Source organism: Bacteroides faecichinchillae JCM 17102, from assembly GCF_000614145.1.
Taxonomy (GTDB): domain Bacteria; phylum Bacteroidota; class Bacteroidia; order Bacteroidales; family Bacteroidaceae; genus Bacteroides; species Bacteroides faecichinchillae.
On record NZ_BAKK01000002.1, the window covers coordinates 159133 to 177913 of the forward strand.

11 protein-coding genes and 1 tRNA gene are annotated in these 18781 nt (G+C 37.6%); 8 read left to right on the top strand and 4 right to left on the bottom strand.

Translation table 11 applies throughout. From position 1 onward, the window contains the following. Window positions 1-136 precede the first annotated feature (136 nt). Window positions 137-2173 carry an LruC domain-containing protein gene (locus tag JCM17102_RS01700; RefSeq protein WP_033886416.1) on the top strand — a complete coding sequence of 679 codons (2037 nt, stop codon included), beginning with the start codon at window positions 137-139 and terminating at the stop codon, window positions 2171-2173. 581 nt (window positions 2174-2754) lie between these two features. Here the strand turns inward: JCM17102_RS01700 and argS are convergent. Together argS and JCM17102_RS01715 are read right to left on the bottom strand one after the other, a co-directional pair. Then, complete coding sequence (gene argS, locus JCM17102_RS01710; RefSeq protein WP_025073727.1) at window positions 2755-4548, bottom strand: arginine--tRNA ligase; 1794 nt, start codon at window positions 4546-4548, stop codon at window positions 2755-2757. Between the two features lie 84 nt (window positions 4549-4632). Then, complete coding sequence (locus JCM17102_RS01715) at window positions 4633-4905, bottom strand: HU family DNA-binding protein (protein ID WP_025073728.1); 273 nt, start codon at window positions 4903-4905, stop codon at window positions 4633-4635. 215 nt (window positions 4906-5120) lie between these two features. On the opposite strand from JCM17102_RS01715, the gene JCM17102_RS01720 reads away from it, so the two are divergent. The 5 genes from JCM17102_RS01720 (at window position 5121) to secDF (ending at window position 13099) form a co-directional block, all read left to right on the top strand. Continuing rightward, window positions 5121-5822, top strand: coding sequence for a rhomboid family intramembrane serine protease (locus JCM17102_RS01720; RefSeq protein ID WP_025073729.1), 702 nt, complete (start codon window positions 5121-5123; stop codon window positions 5820-5822). Next, the gene (locus tag JCM17102_RS01725) at window positions 5803-6705 is read left to right on the top strand and encodes a rhomboid family protein (RefSeq protein WP_025073730.1); all 903 of its coding nucleotides are present in this window, start codon (window positions 5803-5805) and stop codon (window positions 6703-6705) included. The genes JCM17102_RS01720 and JCM17102_RS01725 overlap by 20 nt, the downstream gene beginning before the upstream one ends. A 4-nt stretch (window positions 6706-6709) precedes the next feature. Continuing rightward, window positions 6710-7795 carry an endonuclease/exonuclease/phosphatase family protein gene (locus tag JCM17102_RS01730; RefSeq protein ID WP_025073731.1) on the top strand — a complete coding sequence of 362 codons (1086 nt, stop codon included), beginning with the start codon at window positions 6710-6712 and terminating at the stop codon, window positions 7793-7795. 28 nt (window positions 7796-7823) lie between these two features. Then, window positions 7824-9908 (top strand): M3 family metallopeptidase, encoded by a 2085-nt coding sequence (locus JCM17102_RS01735; RefSeq protein WP_025073732.1) that lies wholly within the window; start codon window positions 7824-7826, stop codon window positions 9906-9908. 164 nt (window positions 9909-10072) lie between these two features. Beyond that, window positions 10073-13099 (top strand): protein translocase subunit SecDF, encoded by a 3027-nt coding sequence (secDF, locus tag JCM17102_RS01740; RefSeq protein WP_025073733.1) that lies wholly within the window; start codon window positions 10073-10075, stop codon window positions 13097-13099. Between the two features lie 1464 nt (window positions 13100-14563). Here secDF and JCM17102_RS01760 read toward each other — a convergent pair. Beyond that, window positions 14564-14638: transfer RNA gene (locus JCM17102_RS01760), tRNA-Arg, on the bottom strand. Window positions 14639-14841: 203 nt separating this feature from the next. On the opposite strand from JCM17102_RS01760, the gene JCM17102_RS01765 reads away from it, so the two are divergent. Next, the gene (locus JCM17102_RS01765; protein WP_025073735.1) at window positions 14842-16692 is read left to right on the top strand and encodes a 2-oxoacid:acceptor oxidoreductase subunit alpha; all 1851 of its coding nucleotides are present in this window, start codon (window positions 14842-14844) and stop codon (window positions 16690-16692) included. A 3-nt stretch (window positions 16693-16695) separates the two neighbouring features. Next, the gene (locus JCM17102_RS01770) at window positions 16696-17706 is read left to right on the top strand and encodes a 2-oxoacid:ferredoxin oxidoreductase subunit beta (protein ID WP_025073736.1); all 1011 of its coding nucleotides are present in this window, start codon (window positions 16696-16698) and stop codon (window positions 17704-17706) included. A 127-nt stretch (window positions 17707-17833) separates the two neighbouring features. On the opposite strand, the gene JCM17102_RS01775 is transcribed toward JCM17102_RS01770, so the two are convergent. Next, entirely contained in the window at window positions 17834-18730 is an 897-nt protein-coding gene (locus tag JCM17102_RS01775) for a CE1 family esterase (protein WP_136498374.1), read from the bottom strand. Window positions 18731-18781: the final 51 nt, after the last annotated feature.

Consider the following 18781-nt stretch of genomic DNA (forward strand, 5'->3'; position numbering starts at 1 on the left):
CTTTTTATCGATCTATATTACTAGATTTTAGCATTTTACATTTAATATATTTTGTTTATCTACATTATTGTACTTATATTTGTAACCTAAGAAGTGGGAACATTAAAATACAAGTTTTACAAACAAACAAACGATTATGCTAACAAAAAAAATCACAGCAGTAATTTACGGAATTATATGCTTAGCTCCATTATCCAGTTGTATCGAAAAAGATTTGTATCAAACACCGGAAGCTAAACCAGCTGATACATACTTTGGATACACAACATCCTCTAATTGCAATGTAGATTTATCTTATGATTTTAAAAGCTATCAAGTAGTTTTTGAGTTATATGCTAAAAATCCACTTTCAGAAGACGGGAACGGTAATCTCATTAAGACAGAAGAAGAACCTGTTTACCGCGGGAGTACTGATAAATATGGTGCTTTTAATGGTGATATATCTATTCCATCTTATCTGACGGAATTATATCTATATTCAGATTTTCTCGGAACAATTAGTCCAATCAAACTTCCAATTGTAAATGGTAAAATTACTTTTGACCAAAACACATTTAAACAGAATCTGAATAATACCAAAAGCAAGATTAGAAGCTTTACACCAAACAATTATGGATATCCAGATAATTACAAAATTTTGGGTGACTGGAATCAAATAGGATGCCCAGCTTACCTTTCTCCTGTAACAACAGAAATAAATGACCAGCTTATGTACAACATTCGCGAAGTATTTATCAAACCAGGGGGGAATGCAAAAATGGGAGAAAAATTTCCACAATATGTAGATGATGGGGTAAACATAGAAATCAATATAGTCAAACCTACTAAAATTGGTTTGGTCATGCTTACTAGCACAGCTACAAAGCAGAATACTGTAGGATACTTTACTTATCCTACTCACCAAAAGCCGACTAACGTTTCAAATATTACTCCAATCATCGCTTATCCACGCATATCAACTGCTATATGTAACTCTACTACCACAGCAGGCAGTATGTATACTGGCGATCGAGTAGAATTAAAATATTGGAATGGAACAGAATTAGTAGATGAATTTCCTGCTGGAGTAAGTATTGCGTGGTTCATGATGGAATCTTCCTTCAATCAGACTAACTCCGGAATACGAAATAATAAACGCACATTTTACTCTATCCGGAAATTAAACAATAGTGGCGAGCACCGTACTATAGCTCTAAAAGACAAGACAGGGCAAGTAGTTGCATTTGGAATGGAAGATGCCACCAACTTCAAGCCTATTGACAATACTAAACAAGGGAATTTCGGTGATGCAGTATTCTATCTTGATTTCTCCGATGGAGAGTCTATTGAAACAGGTGGCGTAGAAGAACTTCCTGATACGCCATTCAACGATTTTTACACTTCGTTCAAAGGTGTATTATCATTCGAAGATTATTGGCCAGCCAAAGGAGATTACGACATGAATGATATGGTTATAGAATACAAACGTGACATTTATAAAAGTGCATTGACTGATAAAGTACAAAAGATCGTAGATACATTCGTTCCCAAACATAATGGTGCAACAACACAAAATGGATTTGGTTATCAGCTCAGTGGTATTTCCAATAACGATATAGTAAAAGTTAGCATCGAGTCCGAGGGAATTACCTCTAAATTCATGGAAGGACAAACATTGGAATCCGGACAAAATTACCCGACCATCATCCTATTTGACGACATAAAAATGGCTTTGAATAAGACCTTTACAGTCACAATAGACATTGTAAAAGAGAAATTCTCGGAACAAGCTTTTACACCTTTCTTCAATAATGCCTATTGGGAAAAGAATTATAGCAAATTTAATATGAATCCTTTCATTATTATTTCCAGTAACTCAGAGCGTGGCAGGGAAGCTCACATTGTAAAATTTCCCCCGACTCAAAAAATGGATAGTTCATATTTCAACGATAAATTTGATAAATCTAATCCAAATGAAGGACTATATTACGTAAATGATGAGAATTTGCCTACAGGACTTCAAATAAGTGGTGCCAGCGTAGGAACAATAAAAGGAACGGACTTCCTGATCCCAGTTGAAAAAACAAGTATCAAAGAAGCATACTCAAAGTTTGAGAGTTGGGCATCCAGTTTCGGAAAAAACAATGGAACTTGGTGGCATAGTCCTGATATGTCAAAGGTTATTACAGAATAGAAGTTATATTCTTAATATAAATAGACTGTCTCAAAATTTGAGAACACCGGAAAAGTAATTTCTATCTTGAGACAGTTTATTTTTTATATCGTTTTTTCTTACCTATCCTTTCATCTTATAACCTGCATCAGGAAATAGCATATCATAAACAATCACAAAGATAAATACTGACGTTATTATTATATTTATCAACAACAAAGAAAGATGATATACAAAACCACCCCATAATTCGTTTAAAGTTTGCCGTAAAATGATGCTTACCCAATACATAGTTAACGTAAAATGTTAGCCCTACTTGTATCAAGACATAACAAATAGCAAAAATAAGTCCTCGATAAGTAAAAGCACATGAAATAGCAGGTGTCATCAACGAGCCAATCCAAATCAAATAGTGTGATAAATAATGATAAAGTGTGTAACAGAAAACACATAAATCAAACAACAATTCGGAATAAGAAACTGAAGCTGTTTCTGCTTTTCTATTCCGAAGTAAAAGATAGAAAGAATAAAACATACGGGATTCCTTTAATAAATAATAGTAAAGAAATCCCGTAAAAGTATCTTTTATTCAGAGAAACAACCTACATTCTAGAGGGAACCTCAATTCCCAACAAACCCATTCCTAAACGAACAACCTTAGCAACATTTGCAGAAAGAGCAATCCGGAAGATTTTCAACGCTTCATTCTCTTCACGCAAAATACTAAAATCATGATAGAACTGATTATACTCTTTTACCAAGTCATATGTATAATTTGCAATGATAGAAGGACTATAATCTTCACCAGCTTGTTTCACAGTAGCAGCAAAATCTGCAACCATTTGAATCAATCCTTCTTCCTTTTCGCTCAATTGAATACCTGCAGGAATTTCTTTCGGAATCACAATCCCCGACTCTTTCGCTTTACGAAGTACAGATTGAATACGAGCATAAGTATATTGAATGAAAGGCCCGGTATTACCATTAAAGTCAATTGATTCTTTCGGATTGAAAGTCATATTCTTGCGAGCATCTACCTTAAGAATAAAATATTTCAAAGCTCCCAAACCTACGATACGAGCAATATCGTCTGCTTCTTCTTTGGTCAGCCCATCTAATTTACCAAGTTCTTCCGATGTTTCTTTTGCTGTAGCAATCATTTCTTCCATTAAATCGTCTGCATCCACTACAGTTCCTTCACGAGATTTCATCTTACCTTCTGGTAATTCTACCATCCCATAAGAAAAGTGTACCAACCCCTTTCCCCATTCAAAACCTAATTTATCAAGCAAGATAGAAAGTACCTGAAAATGATAATTCTGTTCATTACCTACTACATAAATCATTTTATCAATCGAATAATCCGCAAAACGAAGTTTAGCAGTACCAATATCCTGAGTCATATATACAGATGTCCCGTCACCACGAAGAAGAAGTTTATGATCCAATCCTTCCGCAGTCAAGTCAGCCCACACAGAACCATCTTCTTTTTTAAAGAAAAAACCTTTCTCTAGGCCTTCCATTACTTTCTCTTTCCCTTCAAGATATGTATCGGATTCATAATATATTTTATCAAAGCTAACGCCCATTTTTTTGTAGGTTTCATCAAATCCGGCATATACCCAATTATTCATCATAGTCCATAAAGCACGAACTTCCGGATCGCCAGCCTCCCACTTAACAAGCATCTCACGAGCTTCTTGCATTAACGGAGAAGCAGCTTCCGCCTCTTCTTTCGTCATGCCTTTTGCCATTAGTCCCGCAATTTCCGCTTTATAGTGTTTATCAAAAGAAACATAATAATCACCTACTAGATGATCACCTTTTTTGCCCGAATTCTCAGGAGTCTCTCCATTACCATATTTTTTCCACGCCAACATAGATTTACAAATATGGATTCCACGATCATTTACAATATTTGTTTTGACAACTTTATTACCATTAGCAGCAACAATATTGGCCAATGCATTTCCTAAAAGATTATTGCGTACATGGCCTAAGTGTAGTGGTTTGTTCGTGTTCGGAGAAGAATACTCAATCATAACTAGCGGAGACTTTTCTGTAGCCTTTACCAAACCATATTGTTCATCAGCTTGAATACCATTAAGCAATTCAATCCAAGTAGCTGAAGCAATAGTCAGGTTCAGAAAACCTTTTATCACATTAAAAGCTGCCACAGCCGGTTCATTTGCCTTTAAGTATTCACCTATTTCCAGAGCTGTCTGCTCCGGTCCTTTTCTTGACATTTTCAAGAATGGAAATACGACTAATGTCAGATGTCCCTCAAATTCTTTCTTGGTCTTCTGCAATTGCACCATCTTCACAGGCACTTCCTGACCGTAAAGTGCTTTCAGTCCGTTGATAACGGACTCTACAAGTTTATCTTCTATCTTCATAATCAAGTTGTTTCTTGCGCGCAAAGATACAAAAAAAGGAGACGCAACGCGCCTCCTCTTTTTAATTTCTTTCAACCATATATTTCATTCAACAGCTGCAGACAGTTCAGCACCCGGTTTAAATTTAGCTACTTTCTTAGCAGGAATAGTAATACTTGCCTTTGTAGAAGGATTAATACCGGTTCTTGCAGCTCTTTCACTAACAGCGAAAGTTCCAAAACCAACCAAAGATACTTTGTCACCAGCTTTCATAGCATTAGTAACTGAAGTGATGAAAGCCTCAAGAGCTCTCTTTGCATCGGCTTTACTCATTTGAGCTTCGGTAGCCATTGCACTAATAAGTTCAGACTTATTCATGATACGTAAAATGATTAATTAATATATATGTTACACAAAAGATTTCTCACAAGAACCTTACAAATATAGACGAACAAAACAACATATCAAATAAAAACATCAAAAAAACGCAGCAATTTATTGAAAAAGAGCTAATAGGATGTCATTTTCATGCTTTAAAACAGAATTTATTCGTACTTTTGCATTTAAACTATAAATAATCAGAAATCAAAATGATGCCAACTGTAACTAAAAACCTGATAATTATCAATATACTTATATTTTTTGGAACGATTGTTGCCCAACGTTACGGCATAGACTTAACTAATTATCTAGGATTACATTTTTTCCTCGCAAGCGATTTTAATCCAGCACAACTTATAACTTATATGTTTATGCATGCTGGATTCCTCCACATCTTTTTTAATATGTTCGCCTTATTTATGTTCGGCCCGATTCTCGAACAAACTTGGGGACCTAAACGTTTTTTGTTTTACTATATTGCTTGTGGTATTGGTGCAGGGCTTATTCAGGAAGGTGTTCAATTTGCTACTTATGCAACCAGCGATCTTTCACAGTTACAGTTATCAGACATGATTCCTGTAAGAAATCTAGTAGGAGGTATTACCAATATGACTGTACAGAGTTACCTCAACAATTGGACTACTGTAGGTGCTTCGGGAGCCGTATATGCCATCTTGCTTGCATTCGGTATGTTGTATCCCAATAATCGATTGTTTATTTTCCCGTTGCCCTTTCCTATCAAAGCAAAGTTTTTTGTTATCGGATATGCTGCAATTGAATTATGGTCAGGACTATCCAATAGCGCAGGAGATAATGTCGCCCATTTCGCCCATCTGGGGGGAATGTTATTCGGACTTATCTTAATTTTATATTGGAGAAAAAAAAGTAGAGGTAATGGGACATATTATAGCTGATTTAAAAGAAACATTCAGAAGAGGAAATATCTTCATCCAACTAATTTTTATCAATGTAGCCATTTTTGTTATTGGCACATTAATAAGTGTATCCTTGCAGTTGTTCAACCAAAGTGCCACAGGAATATTTGATCTATTTGCTTTACCGGCTTCTTTTCCCCGGTTCATTCTTCAACCATGGTCACTTTTCACTTATATGTTTATGCACGCCGGTTTTATGCATATTCTGTTCAATATGCTTTGGCTATACTGGTTTGGAAGCTTATTCCTCTATTTCTTTTCTGCAAAACATTTACGTGGGTTATATATCCTAGGAGGGGTTTGTGGTGGTTTACTTTATATGGCTGCTTACAATATATTCCCTTATTTCAGCCACGCTGTTTCAAGCTCCACTTTAGTAGGTGCTTCCGCATCTGTATTGGCCATCGTAGCAGCTACCGCTTACAGGGAACCCAATTACAAAGTACAACTTTTCCTTTTTGGTGCATTACGTCTGAAATACCTGGCATTAATTGTGATAGGAACTGACTTGTTATTTGTTACTTCAAGTAATGCAGGAGGACATATTGCCCATTTGGGAGGTGCTCTTGCCGGACTTTGGTTCGCCGCGTGTCTAAGCAAAGGAAAAGATATAACCAGATGGATCAATGGATTGCTGGACAGTTTCATGTCTTTATTCAAAAAAAAGACATGGAAGCGCAAACCAAAAATGAAAGTGCATTATGGCGGCCAGACTTCTCGTGATAAGGATTACGATTACAATGCACGCAAAAAAGCACAATCAGAAGAAGTAGACCGCATACTGGAAAAACTAAAAAAATCCGGTTACGAAAGTCTGACAACAGAAGAAAAGAAAAGCTTGTTTGATGCAAGCAAAAGATAGAAGCATGAAACATTTTGGCAAAATTGTCTCATATTTAATTTTAGCAATCAACGCATTCTTTGTAGGAATGTTAATCTTGACTGCTTATAGTCCGTATCTTCATCCGAAAATACATCCACTTGCTTCATGTCTAGGACTAACATTTCCTATTTTTTTAGTCATAAATATCGGCTTTGTTATTTTTTGGTTAATCATTAATTACCGTTACACTATCCTGACAATTATCGGTTTTCTGATCTGCCATTCGCAGATACAAACTTATATACCTATTAACTTTACCGACAAATCCATACCAGAGAATAGCATTAAACTTCTCTCCTATAATGTAATGAGATTTAACAATATGGAAAAGAAGGACGGACAAAGCCCAATACTGTCCTACCTGTCTGAGAGTGGTGCAGATATTATTTGCTTACAGGAATACAACGCATCCGAAAATCAAAAGTATGTGACAGAAAAAGATATAAAAAGAGCCTTAAAAGCCTACCCCTATTATTCTATTCGCCGACCTGGAACGGGTGATTCTCAACTTGCTTGTTTTTCAAAATTCCCTATACTCGCAGTAAGTCCTATCAACTATGAAAGTTCCTACAATGGCTCTATGCAATACACATTAAAAGTAAATGAAGACACCATCACTCTAATCAATAATCACTTGGAATCAAACAAACTCACCAAGGAAGACAGAGGAATATATGAAGACATGATTAATGACCCAAATGCTAAAAAGGTAAAAACCGGACTCCGCCAACTCGTCAAGAAACTAGCAGAAGCTTCCTCTATTCGCTCCGCACAAGTTGATTCTGTTGCCAACGCTATCACAGAAAGTAAATATCCTACTATTATTGCTTGTGGCGATTTCAACGATGTCTCCATCTCTTACACACACCGGATACTGACACAACATTTGAATGATGCCTTTACGCAATCCGGCAAAGGATTAGGTATCTCCTACAACCAAAATAAATTTTATTTCCGGATAGACAATATCCTTATTAGTCCGAATCTGAAAACCTATAACTGTACAGTAGACCGTTCTATCAAAGATTCAGACCATTATCCTATCTGGTGCCATATAACCAAACGATAAATACTGATTTTTTAATATATCCCCTATTATGATAAAAAAAACACTAACCATTTTAGCAATAAGTTGTATGATCTACTCTTGTTCTACAAAAACAGAAAACAACCCCTTTTTCACAGAGTTTCAAACAGAAAATGGAGTTCCTCCATTCGATAAAATAAAATTAGAACATTATGAACCTGCTTTTCTCAAAGGTATTGAAGAACAAAATCATCGTATCGAGGCGATCATCGAAAATACAGAAATACCCAATTTCGAAAATACTATAGTAGCATTAGATAATAGTGCTCCTATACTCAATCGTGTCAGTGCTATCTTTTTTAACATGACAGATGCAGAAACGACCGATCAACTAACTGAACTTTCAATCAAATTAGCTCCAGTACTCTCCGAACACGAAGACAATATTTCATTAAACAAAGACTTATTTAATCGTGTAAACGCTGTGTATCAGCAAAAAGATTCCTGTAACCTCACGTCCGAACAGAAACGTTTGTTAGAAAAAACTTATAAAGGATTTATACGTTCCGGAGCCAACCTCAGCACTGATAAACAAGCCCGACTTCGTGACATCAACAAAGAACTTTCTACACTCGGTATCACTTTCAGCAACAATATACTGAATGAAAATAATGCCTTCCAACTCTTTGTGGATAAAGAAGAAGATTTAGCCGGACTACCTGATTGGTTGCGCCAGAGTGCCGCTGAAGAAGCTAAAGCTGCCGGACAAGCTAATAAATGGCTATTCACATTGCACAACGCCAGTCGTCTGCCTTTCTTGCAATATTCAGAGAATCGCCCTCTCCGGGAGAAAATATATAAGGCCTACATTAATAGGGGAAACAATAACGATTCTTATGACAACAAAGAAATAATCCGGAAAATTGTTTCTCTTCGTCTGGAGAAAGCAAATCTATTAGGATTTGACTGCTACGCCAATTTTGTTTTGGATGAAACAATGGCGAAGAATGCCGATAACGTCATGAATCTTTTGAACAATCTTTGGAGTTACGCACTACCAAAAGCAAAAGCTGAAGCCATCGATCTCCAAAAAATAATGGACAAAGAAGGAAAAGGAGAAAAATTGGAAGCATGGGATTGGTGGTATTATACAGAGAAACTGCGAAAAGAAAAATACGATTTATCCGAAGAGGAAACTAAACCCTATTTTAGACTGGAAAACGTAAGAGAAGGTGCTTTCACAGTAGCAAACAAGCTCTATGGGATTACACTAAATAAATTGGAAGGTATTCCAACTTATCATTCGGACGTAGAAGTCTTCGAAGTAAAAGATACAGATGGATCTCAGCTTGGTATTTTCTATGTAGATTATTTTCCTCGTCCGGGAAAAAGCGGCGGTGCATGGATGAGTAATTACCGCGAACAGCAAGGATCAACCCGTCCATTAGTATGTAATGTAGCTAGTTTTACAAAACCCATAGGTAATACTCCATCTTTACTAACGATGGATGAAGTGGAAACACTGTTCCACGAATTCGGACATGGATTGCACGGTTTACTGACTAAATGCGAATATAAAGGTACTTCAGGCACTAATGTCGTACGTGATTTCGTAGAACTTCCTTCGCAAATTAACGAACATTGGGCAACCGAACCAGAAGTATTGAAAATGTATGCAAAACATTATCAGACCGGTAAAATAATCCCCGACGAAATCATCGAAAAAATTCAAAAACAAAAAACATTCAATCAGGGATTCATGACTACTGAATTACTTGCAGCCGCCATCCTCGACATGAACTTACACACTCTGACAGATGTAAATAATATGGATATACTTTCATATGAAAAAGAAGCGATGGATAAGCTCGGTTTAATCCCCGAAATCGCACCACGTTACCGCACGACTTACTTCAACCATATCATTGGTGGATATGCAGCCGGATATTATAGCTATCTCTGGGCTAATGTATTAGATAATGATGCCTTTGAAGCTTTCAAAGAACATGGTATTTTTGATAAAAGCACCGCAGATCTGTTCCGCTACAACGTATTGGAAAAAGGAGATAGTGAAGACCCAATGGTACTTTACAAAAGTTTCCGTGGGACAGAGCCCAGTCTAGAGCCATTATTAAAAAACAGAGGAATGAAATAATTCGGCAAAAAAACCCTTAAACATCAAATATTTGAGGGCTTATAACACATGAATGTGAAAAAAAAACTATATTTGCAGCCTTGTATACGACAAAATGGACTTGTATACGACAGAATTAACGAAAAATTAAATTAAAAAAGTAATCATCATAAATTAAAAGTAAAATGCAAAACAAAGGATTTGTAAAGGTTTTTGCGGTATTACTCACGCTGGTATGCGTGTTCTACCTCTCCTTCTCCTTCGTGACTCGCCATTATACAAATAAGGCGAAAGAAATTGCGAAAGGTGACGCTCAAGTAGAACAAGACTACCTCGATTCTCTCGCAAATGAGAAGGTATGGCTGGGTAACTGGACGCTGAAACAATGTCGTGAGATGGAGATTGGTTTAGGTTTGGACCTAAAAGGTGGTATGAACGTTATCCTTGAAGTTTCTGTACCGGATGTTATCAGAGCATTAGCTGACAATAAGCCGGATGAAGTTTTCAACAAAGCATTGGCTGAAGCCGCTAAACAAGCTATCAATAGCCAAGACGATATCATCACTCTATTCGTCAAAGAATACCATAAAGCCGCTCCGGATGCAAAATTATCCGAACTATTCGCAACTCAACAGCTGAAAGACAAAATCAATCAGAAATCTTCAAATGCAGAAGTTGAAAAAGTATTGAGAGAAGAAGTTAAAGCTGCCGTTGAAAACTCATACAACGTACTTCGTACTCGTATCGACCGTTTCGGCGTTGTTCAGCCAAATATCCAAAGTTTGGAAGACAAGATGGGACGTATCATGGTGGAACTTCCAGGTATCAAAGAACCTGAACGTGTGAGGAAACTTCTTCAAGGTTCTGCCAATCTGGAATTCTGGGAAACTTATATAGCAAAGGATTTACTTCCGGCTATGCAAGCTGCCGATGCTAAATTGCGTACTATTCTGACTCAGGAAAATACAACGGACTCTATTACTGCAAACACTGCTGATACAATCCCTGCTGCCGAACTTACAGTAGCCACTCCGAGCAATAAAGCGGTCAGCGCTGCGGACAGCCTTGCAGCTGCACTGAAAGGAGATAAGAATGAAAATACTACTGCTGTAAATATAGAAGAAGCTAAAAAGCAATATCCATTGTTGGCTATTCTTCAATTGAACACCAGCGGCCAAGGTCCTGTAATTGGCTATGCAAACTATAAGGACACTGCTGAAATCAATAAATATCTGGCTATGCCAGAAGTAAAAGCACAACTCCCGAAAGACCTTAGCCTGAAATGGGGTGTAGCTGCCGCTGATTTTGACAAGAAAAAGCAGACATTTGAATTATATGGCATCAGATTAACCGAACGTAACGGTAAAGCTCCGTTAGAAGGTGACGTTATCGTTGATGCAAAAGACGAATTCAGCCAGTATGGTAAGCCAATTGTTACCATGGCAATGAATAACGATGGTGCTCGCCGTTGGGCACAGCTAACTAAAAAAGTAGCAAATCCTACCGAAAAAGGACACATCGCTATCGTACTTGATAACTATGTATATTCTGCACCGGGTGTAGATAAGGAAATTACAGGTGGACGTTCTGAAATCTCCGGAAGTTTTACCCCAGAACAAACAAAAGACTTGGCAAACGTATTGAAATCTGGTAAGATGCCTGCTCCGGCTCACATCGTACAGGAAGATATTGTTGGACCGTCATTGGGTCAAGAATCTATCAATGCAGGTATTTTCTCATTTGTTGTGGCTCTAATCCTGTTGATGATTTATATGTGTTCTATGTATGGCTTTATCCCAGGTATGGTTGCTAATGGAGCATTAATCCTCAACTTTTTCTTCACACTGGGTATCCTTTCTTCCTTCCAAGCGGCATTGACAATGTCAGGTATTGCCGGTATGGTATTGGCTTTGGGTATGGCAGTGGATGCAAACGTACTTATCTACGAACGTACAAAAGAAGAGTTACGAGCTGGTAAAGGAGTGAAGAAAGCACTTGCTGACGGTTACTCTAACGCCTTCTCTGCAATCTTTGACTCTAACCTGACATCTATTATTACGGGTATCATCCTGTTCAACTTCGGTACAGGTCCTATCCGTGGTTTTGCTACAACTTTGATTATCGGTATTTTGATTTCCTTCTTTACAGCTGTGTTCATAACTCGTTTGGTATACGAACACTTCATGAGTAAAGATAAGTGGTTGAATTTGACATTTACTTCTAAGATTTCTAAAAACTTGCTGGTAAATACTCACTTCGACTTCATGGGAACCAACAAGAAAGCGTTGATCATTGTAAGTATAATCATCCTTGCTTGTATTACTTCATTCGCATACCGTGGTTTAAGTCAAAGCATTGACTTTACCGGTGGACGTAATTTTAAGGTACAGTTCGAAAAACCTATAGAACCGGAACAAGTTCGCGAACTGATCTCAAGTAAGTTCGGTGAAGCTAACGTAAGTGTTATTGCTATCGGTACAGATAAAAAGACAGTACGTATCAGTACCAACTACCGTATTAATGATGAAGGTAATAACGTCGATTCTGAAATCGAAAGTTTCTTGTATGAAACACTGAAACCGTTGCTGACTCAGAATATTGACTTAGCTACTTTCATCGACCGTGATAATCATACAGGTGGTAGTATCGTTAGCTCCCAGAAAGTAGGTCCAAGTATCGCTGATGACATTAAGACAGGTGCTATCTGGTCAGTTGTTCTGGCATTGTTCGCTATCGGCCTTTACATCCTGATTCGTTTCCGCAACATTGCTTATAGTATAGGTTCTATTGTTGCATTGACTTGTGATACCATTATGATTATTGGTGCTTACTCACTGTTGTGGGGTTTCGTGCCGTTCTCATTGGAGATCGACCAAACATTCATCGGTGCTATCTTGACGGCTATCGGTTACTCTATCAATGACAAGGTGGTAATTTTCGACCGTGTACGTGAGTTCTTCGGTTTGTATCCGAAACGTGATAAACGTCAGTTATTCAATGATTCTTTGAATACTACGCTGGCGCGTACTATTAATACTTCATTGAGTACATTGATCGTATTGTTGTGTATCTTCATCCTTGGTGGTGACTCAATCCGCAGCTTTGCATTTGCAATGATCCTCGGTGTAGTAATCGGTACATTATCTTCATTGTTTATTGCTTCTCCGATCGCATACAATATGATGAAAGGTAAAAAAGCTACTGAAGATTAATAATCATACATAGCAAAAAGAGCATCAATGGAATACTCATTGATGCATCTTTAAAAAATTCCCTTATTTTGTCCTCCTTCATTTGAGAAATAGGATTAAAATAAGGGGATTTTTACATAAAAAGATAAAGAATATCATTCCATTAGAATAACTTTCTATGATAGAGAACTTCAAAACCTATTCTAATAAAAAAACTAAATATGCTTTATTAATAGGAAATACAACATTTTTTGCCTTCTGACCTAGACTTATTATAAGAGATATTCATATCATTTATGTTATTCAATAGAGTTGTATATACGGTGGAAGAGACATTTATCTCATTAGCAGAGGACAAAGTTACAAACATATCCACCTTCTTCCAATTTCACTTGACTGTAAAAACGATATAAAGCGGCCTCCATTCGAGCCAAATCATCTCCTTAACATTTCGCGTAGTATTCGTAGCATTTGTTGCCTGTAATGAATTTACGTTAAGATCAATATAGGTATTATCCTCTACATATTTCTTTGCAGATAGATTTATTACCTTCATTTTGTATTTCAGCTTTAGATGAAGATTTTTCGCTAAATTAATAACTAATCAACCCATAAGCGAATATAACTAGCACGATAACAATTATTCATTCATAAACTTTATTTTTTAGTTAATCACTCGGTCAGTCTGGTTCGAACGGCTCCCTACGAGCAACAGCTGTAATGAATGCCACATCAGAAATTGTAGACAATGTAAAGGCGAATATCCCAATATACAATATTTACCACCATCAGTCTCAAACATAGGAAGAATTATATAGGAACAAGAACACTGAGGATCTTTTCCTAAAAAATCGAGACATTCTACCGCTAAAGTAATACCTAAAACATTATTATCTTTATAAAACATCTAATTACATTGCCCACCTTCAAATACCCACTTACTTTTCCATCTCATTTAGTGATGGAAAAAGTAAAGTCTTTAAAGCTGAACACTCATCTTTTTTAATCCTTGTTTGCCCAGCAATATCTGATATCATTAACAATACCATAAATAAAATAAACACTTTTTTCATCTAAGTTTTTACAATATGAATACTATAAATTCATTATTTAACTAAACAATTATTGAAAATAAAGAAATAAAAATGTATAATAAAAAGGTCTTCAACAGTTTAACAACATAGAATTAATTTCTTCACCTAATTAGATTATATTTATTAACCCCAAATTTAAGCCAAAGAGAGAATATAAAATCATTTTACAACAAAATAAGTTGATTAACATTTACGCTATATATTTAAAGAATAAAAAGGATTCTATTCGCAAATTAAAATCGAAAAGAGTATCTTTACAGCGAATAAGATGTTCACAAAATAGTTGTAAGTAGTATATTAGACCTTAAAGAAACATGGACAACAGAGAAATACTTAAATTAAAGAGAAGATGTGACAGCACATCAAGCAAATCACATAGACATGGACAAAGTGGTAGCCTCGAGGGGAATCGAACCCCTATCTAAAGTTTAGGAAACTTCTATTCTATCCGTTGAACTACAAGGCCGTTTCTATTTTGGTTGCAAAGATAAAGGTTTCTATTGATTTAACAAGAATAAAAATACAGGTTCCTTTCAGTTATTTCAAATCTTTAGCGTCAATAGGACAATAAAGCTCGATTTATTTTGATAATTCGATTAACTTTCCGACCTTTGCACTCACAAATTGAAAGCAAAATCAATTTTAAAATTAAATATAGTAATTAAAGTTATGGCAGACGAAATGATGGTTAAAGAATTGGAGGAAGTAGTAGTACGTTTCTCCGGCGACTCCGGCGACGGTATGCAGCTAGCCGGTAACATCTTCTCGAACGTGTCGGCAACAGTAGGTAATGACATCTGTACATTCCCCGACTATCCGGCAGACATCCGTGCCCCGCAAGGTTCGCTGACCGGTGTCTCCGGTTTCCAAATCCATGTAGGTGCCGGACAAGTATATACTCCAGGAGACCGTTGTCACGTATTAGTAGCAATGAATCCGTCAGCACTGAAAACTCAAATCAAATTCTGTAAACCGCAAGGACTGATCATTACGGACTCCGACTCATTCGAAGCCAGAGATCTAGAAAAAGCCAAATTCACGACTAACAACCCTTTTGAAGAATTAGGCATCAAACAAGAAATACTGGAAGTTCCTATCTCTTCCATGTGTAAAGAGAGTTTGAAAGATTCCGGACTAGACAACAAAACAATCCTCCGTTGTAAAAATATGTTCGCACTCGGATTGGTTTGCTGGTTATTCAACCGTAACCTGTCAGCAGCAGAAAAGATGTTGCGTGAGAAATTTGCCAAGAAACCTGAGATTGCGGAAGCTAATATTAAGATTCTAAACGATGGTTACAACTACGGAGCTAATACTCATGCTTCTACCTCTACTTATAAAATTGAAAGCAAAGCTCCAAAAGCAAAAGGTCTTTATACAGATATCAACGGCAATAAAGCAACCTCCTACGGACTGATTGCTGCTGCCGAGAAAGCCGGTCTGGAACTTTATCTAGGTTCCTATCCTATCACCCCGGCAACTGATATTCTACACGAATTATCCAAACATAAATCCCTTGGAATAAAAACCGTACAATGCGAGGATGAAATTGCTGGTTGTGCTTCGGCTGTAGGTGCTGCTTTTGCCGGCGCACTCGCTGTTACAACGACTTCCGGCCCGGGTGTATGTTTAAAAAGTGAAGCAATGAACCTTGCTGTAATCGGAGAACTTCCATTGGTTATTGTCAATGTACAACGTGGTGGCCCTTCTACCGGATTGCCTACGAAATCGGAACAAACTGACTTGTTGCAAGCACTTTACGGACGTAACGGTGAAAGTCCAATGCCTGTCATCGCCGCTACTTCTCCAACTAACTGTTTCGAATCCGCATATATGGCTGCCAAAATAGCATTGGAACACATGACTCCGGTGGTATTGCTGACTGACGCTTTCATCGCTAACGGTTCTGCTGCTTGGAAGCTTCCAAATTTGGATGAATATCCATCCATCAATCCTCCATACGTTACTCCAGATATGGCTGGCAAATGGACTCCATACCAACGTAACGAAAAAACAGGAGTACGTTATTGGGCTGTTCCGGGAACAGAAGGCTTTATGCACCGTATCGGTGGCCTTGAGAAAAGCAACGAAACTGGTGCGATCTCCACTGAACCGGAAAACCATGACAAGATGGTACACCTTCGCCAAGCGAAAGTAGATAAGATTGCAGATTCTATCCCTGAATTGAAAGTGTTAGGTGACGAGGATGCAGATTTGTTGATCGTTGGTTGGGGAGGAACTTACGGACATCTCCGTCTGGCTATGGACTTTATGCGTGATCATGGAAAGAAAGTGGCTTTTGCTCACTTCCAATACATCAATCCGTTACCAAAGAATACAGCTGACGTACTACGTAAATACAAAAAAATCATCGTAGCAGAACAGAACTTGGGACAGTTTGCCGGTTATCTGCGTATGAAGATACCTGGATTAAACATCAGCCAGTTCAATCAAGTGAAAGGACAACCTTTCGTTACAAGAGAATTGATAGATGCATTCACTAAATTATTGGAGGAATAAGAGATGAGCGAAACAGTATATACCATGCAAGATTATAAATCAGGCCAACCTCGCTGGTGTCCGGGATGTGGTGACCACGCTTTCCTGAACTCACTGCATAAGGCTATGGCCGAACTGGGAGTAGCTCCGCACAACATTGCCGTGATCTCCGGTATCGGTTGTTCTTCCCGTCTACCTTACTATGTGAATACCTATGGGTTCCATACTATTCACGGACGTGCTGCAGCCATTGCAACTGGCGCAAAAGTTGCCAATCCGGAATTGACTATCTGGCAGATTTCCGGAGATGGTGACGGTCTGGCAATTGGTGGAAACCACTTTATTCACGCTATTCGTCGTAACATCGATTTAAATATGATTATGTTGAACAATCGTATTTATGGTCTAACCAAAGGACAATACTCACCGACTTCAGCTCGTGGATTTGTCAGCAAGTCTTCTCCTTATGGCACTGTAGAAGATCCGTTCCGTCCGGCAGAACTCACATTTGGGGCTCGTGGACGTTTCTTTGCACGCTGTGTAGCTGTAGATGCTGCGGCAACTGTAGAAGTGTTAAAAAAAGCAGCTCATCATAAAGGTGCTTCAGTAGTTGAAGTTCTTCAGAACTGTGTTATTTTCAACGATGGCACACATGCTTCCGTAGCAACGAAAGAAGGACGTGCCAAGAATGCTATTTACCTGGAACATGGCAAACCGATGTTGTTTGGTGAAAACAAAGAGTTCGGATTGATGCAGGAAGGTTTCGGTCTGAAAGTTGTAAAGCTTGGTGAGAATGGTGTAACAGAAAAAGATATTTTGGTGCATGACGCTCATTGCCAAGATAACACATTACAATTAAAGCTCGCATTGATGGAAGGTCCTGACTTTCCGATTGCATTGGGTGTGATTCGTGACATTGAAGCACCAACATACAACGATGCAATTGATGAACAAATCGAGGAAGTAAAAAGTAAAAAGAAATACCACAATTTCCAGGAACTGTTGATGACCAATGATACTTGGGAAGTAAAATAATTCCCATCTATGATATAAAATTAGAAGGCGTAGATTAGAGAATAAAATCTTAACTACGCCTTTATTATTAAATCAATTAAACTCTAATATCATACTATCAAAATATTCTTTCAATATCAAACTTAGACTACTTTATACATCTCTCAAAAAAGCTCCAGATCTCTTCAAATGTATTTAAATCTTGCAAGGCCCATCCATGTTTACCATTCACGACCTCATACAACCAAACCTCATTTTCATTGTCACCTCCCATATATTTATGGGTAATAACATAGTGATCATTTTTGTTTTTTTTGACCAGAAGCGTATCTGTGACTTCATAGGTACAATGATTTTGTGCAGCCCAGTAACCCACCGCTAAAGGTACAGCCATATAAGCCCCCCAACCACCTTTATTAGTTGGATCACCACACCATTCTGAAGTCCTGTCTTCTGTCCCATGTACTTCAAACAATGAAATCGGTTTTCGACATTTGAGTATTTTATTCATCCAGACCAGAGTTAATCCCGCTATGGGAGCAACAGCAGAAAAGACATCAGGTTTTTCATACGCCAACAAATAACACATCTCTCCACCGTTCGAAAGTCCGGTACAAAACGTATTTACTTTGCTCAGCTGATACTTTTTCTGTAAATGTCGTGCCAGCTTACATAAAAAATCTACATCATCGACAGTCATATTTTCTTGGAACGGATAGCCAACATTCCAACAAGTCTTTCCTCTGCCGTCTTTTACCCCCTGCGGATAACAAACAGCAAACCCTTTCTGATCGGCTAAGGAATCTAGAATAGCATGTTCACGAAATCGCGCATTACCGCCATATCCATGCAGTACAAAAACGAGCGGTGCGTCTTCTGCCAAACCAATAGGCTTGTGAAGGTAGTAAGTGCGTTCCAACCGTCCTGCCTTGAATGTGTATATGGAATCATTTATTTGAGCAGACGTTTGTCCGGATACGGAAATAAACAAAAACAAGAGATATATCTGCCATATTGTTTTTCTTTTCATTGCAGATTGATCCATAAAAGTATTTTTATATTAACTTGTACCTAAATATTTCCAAGATTCTAAATA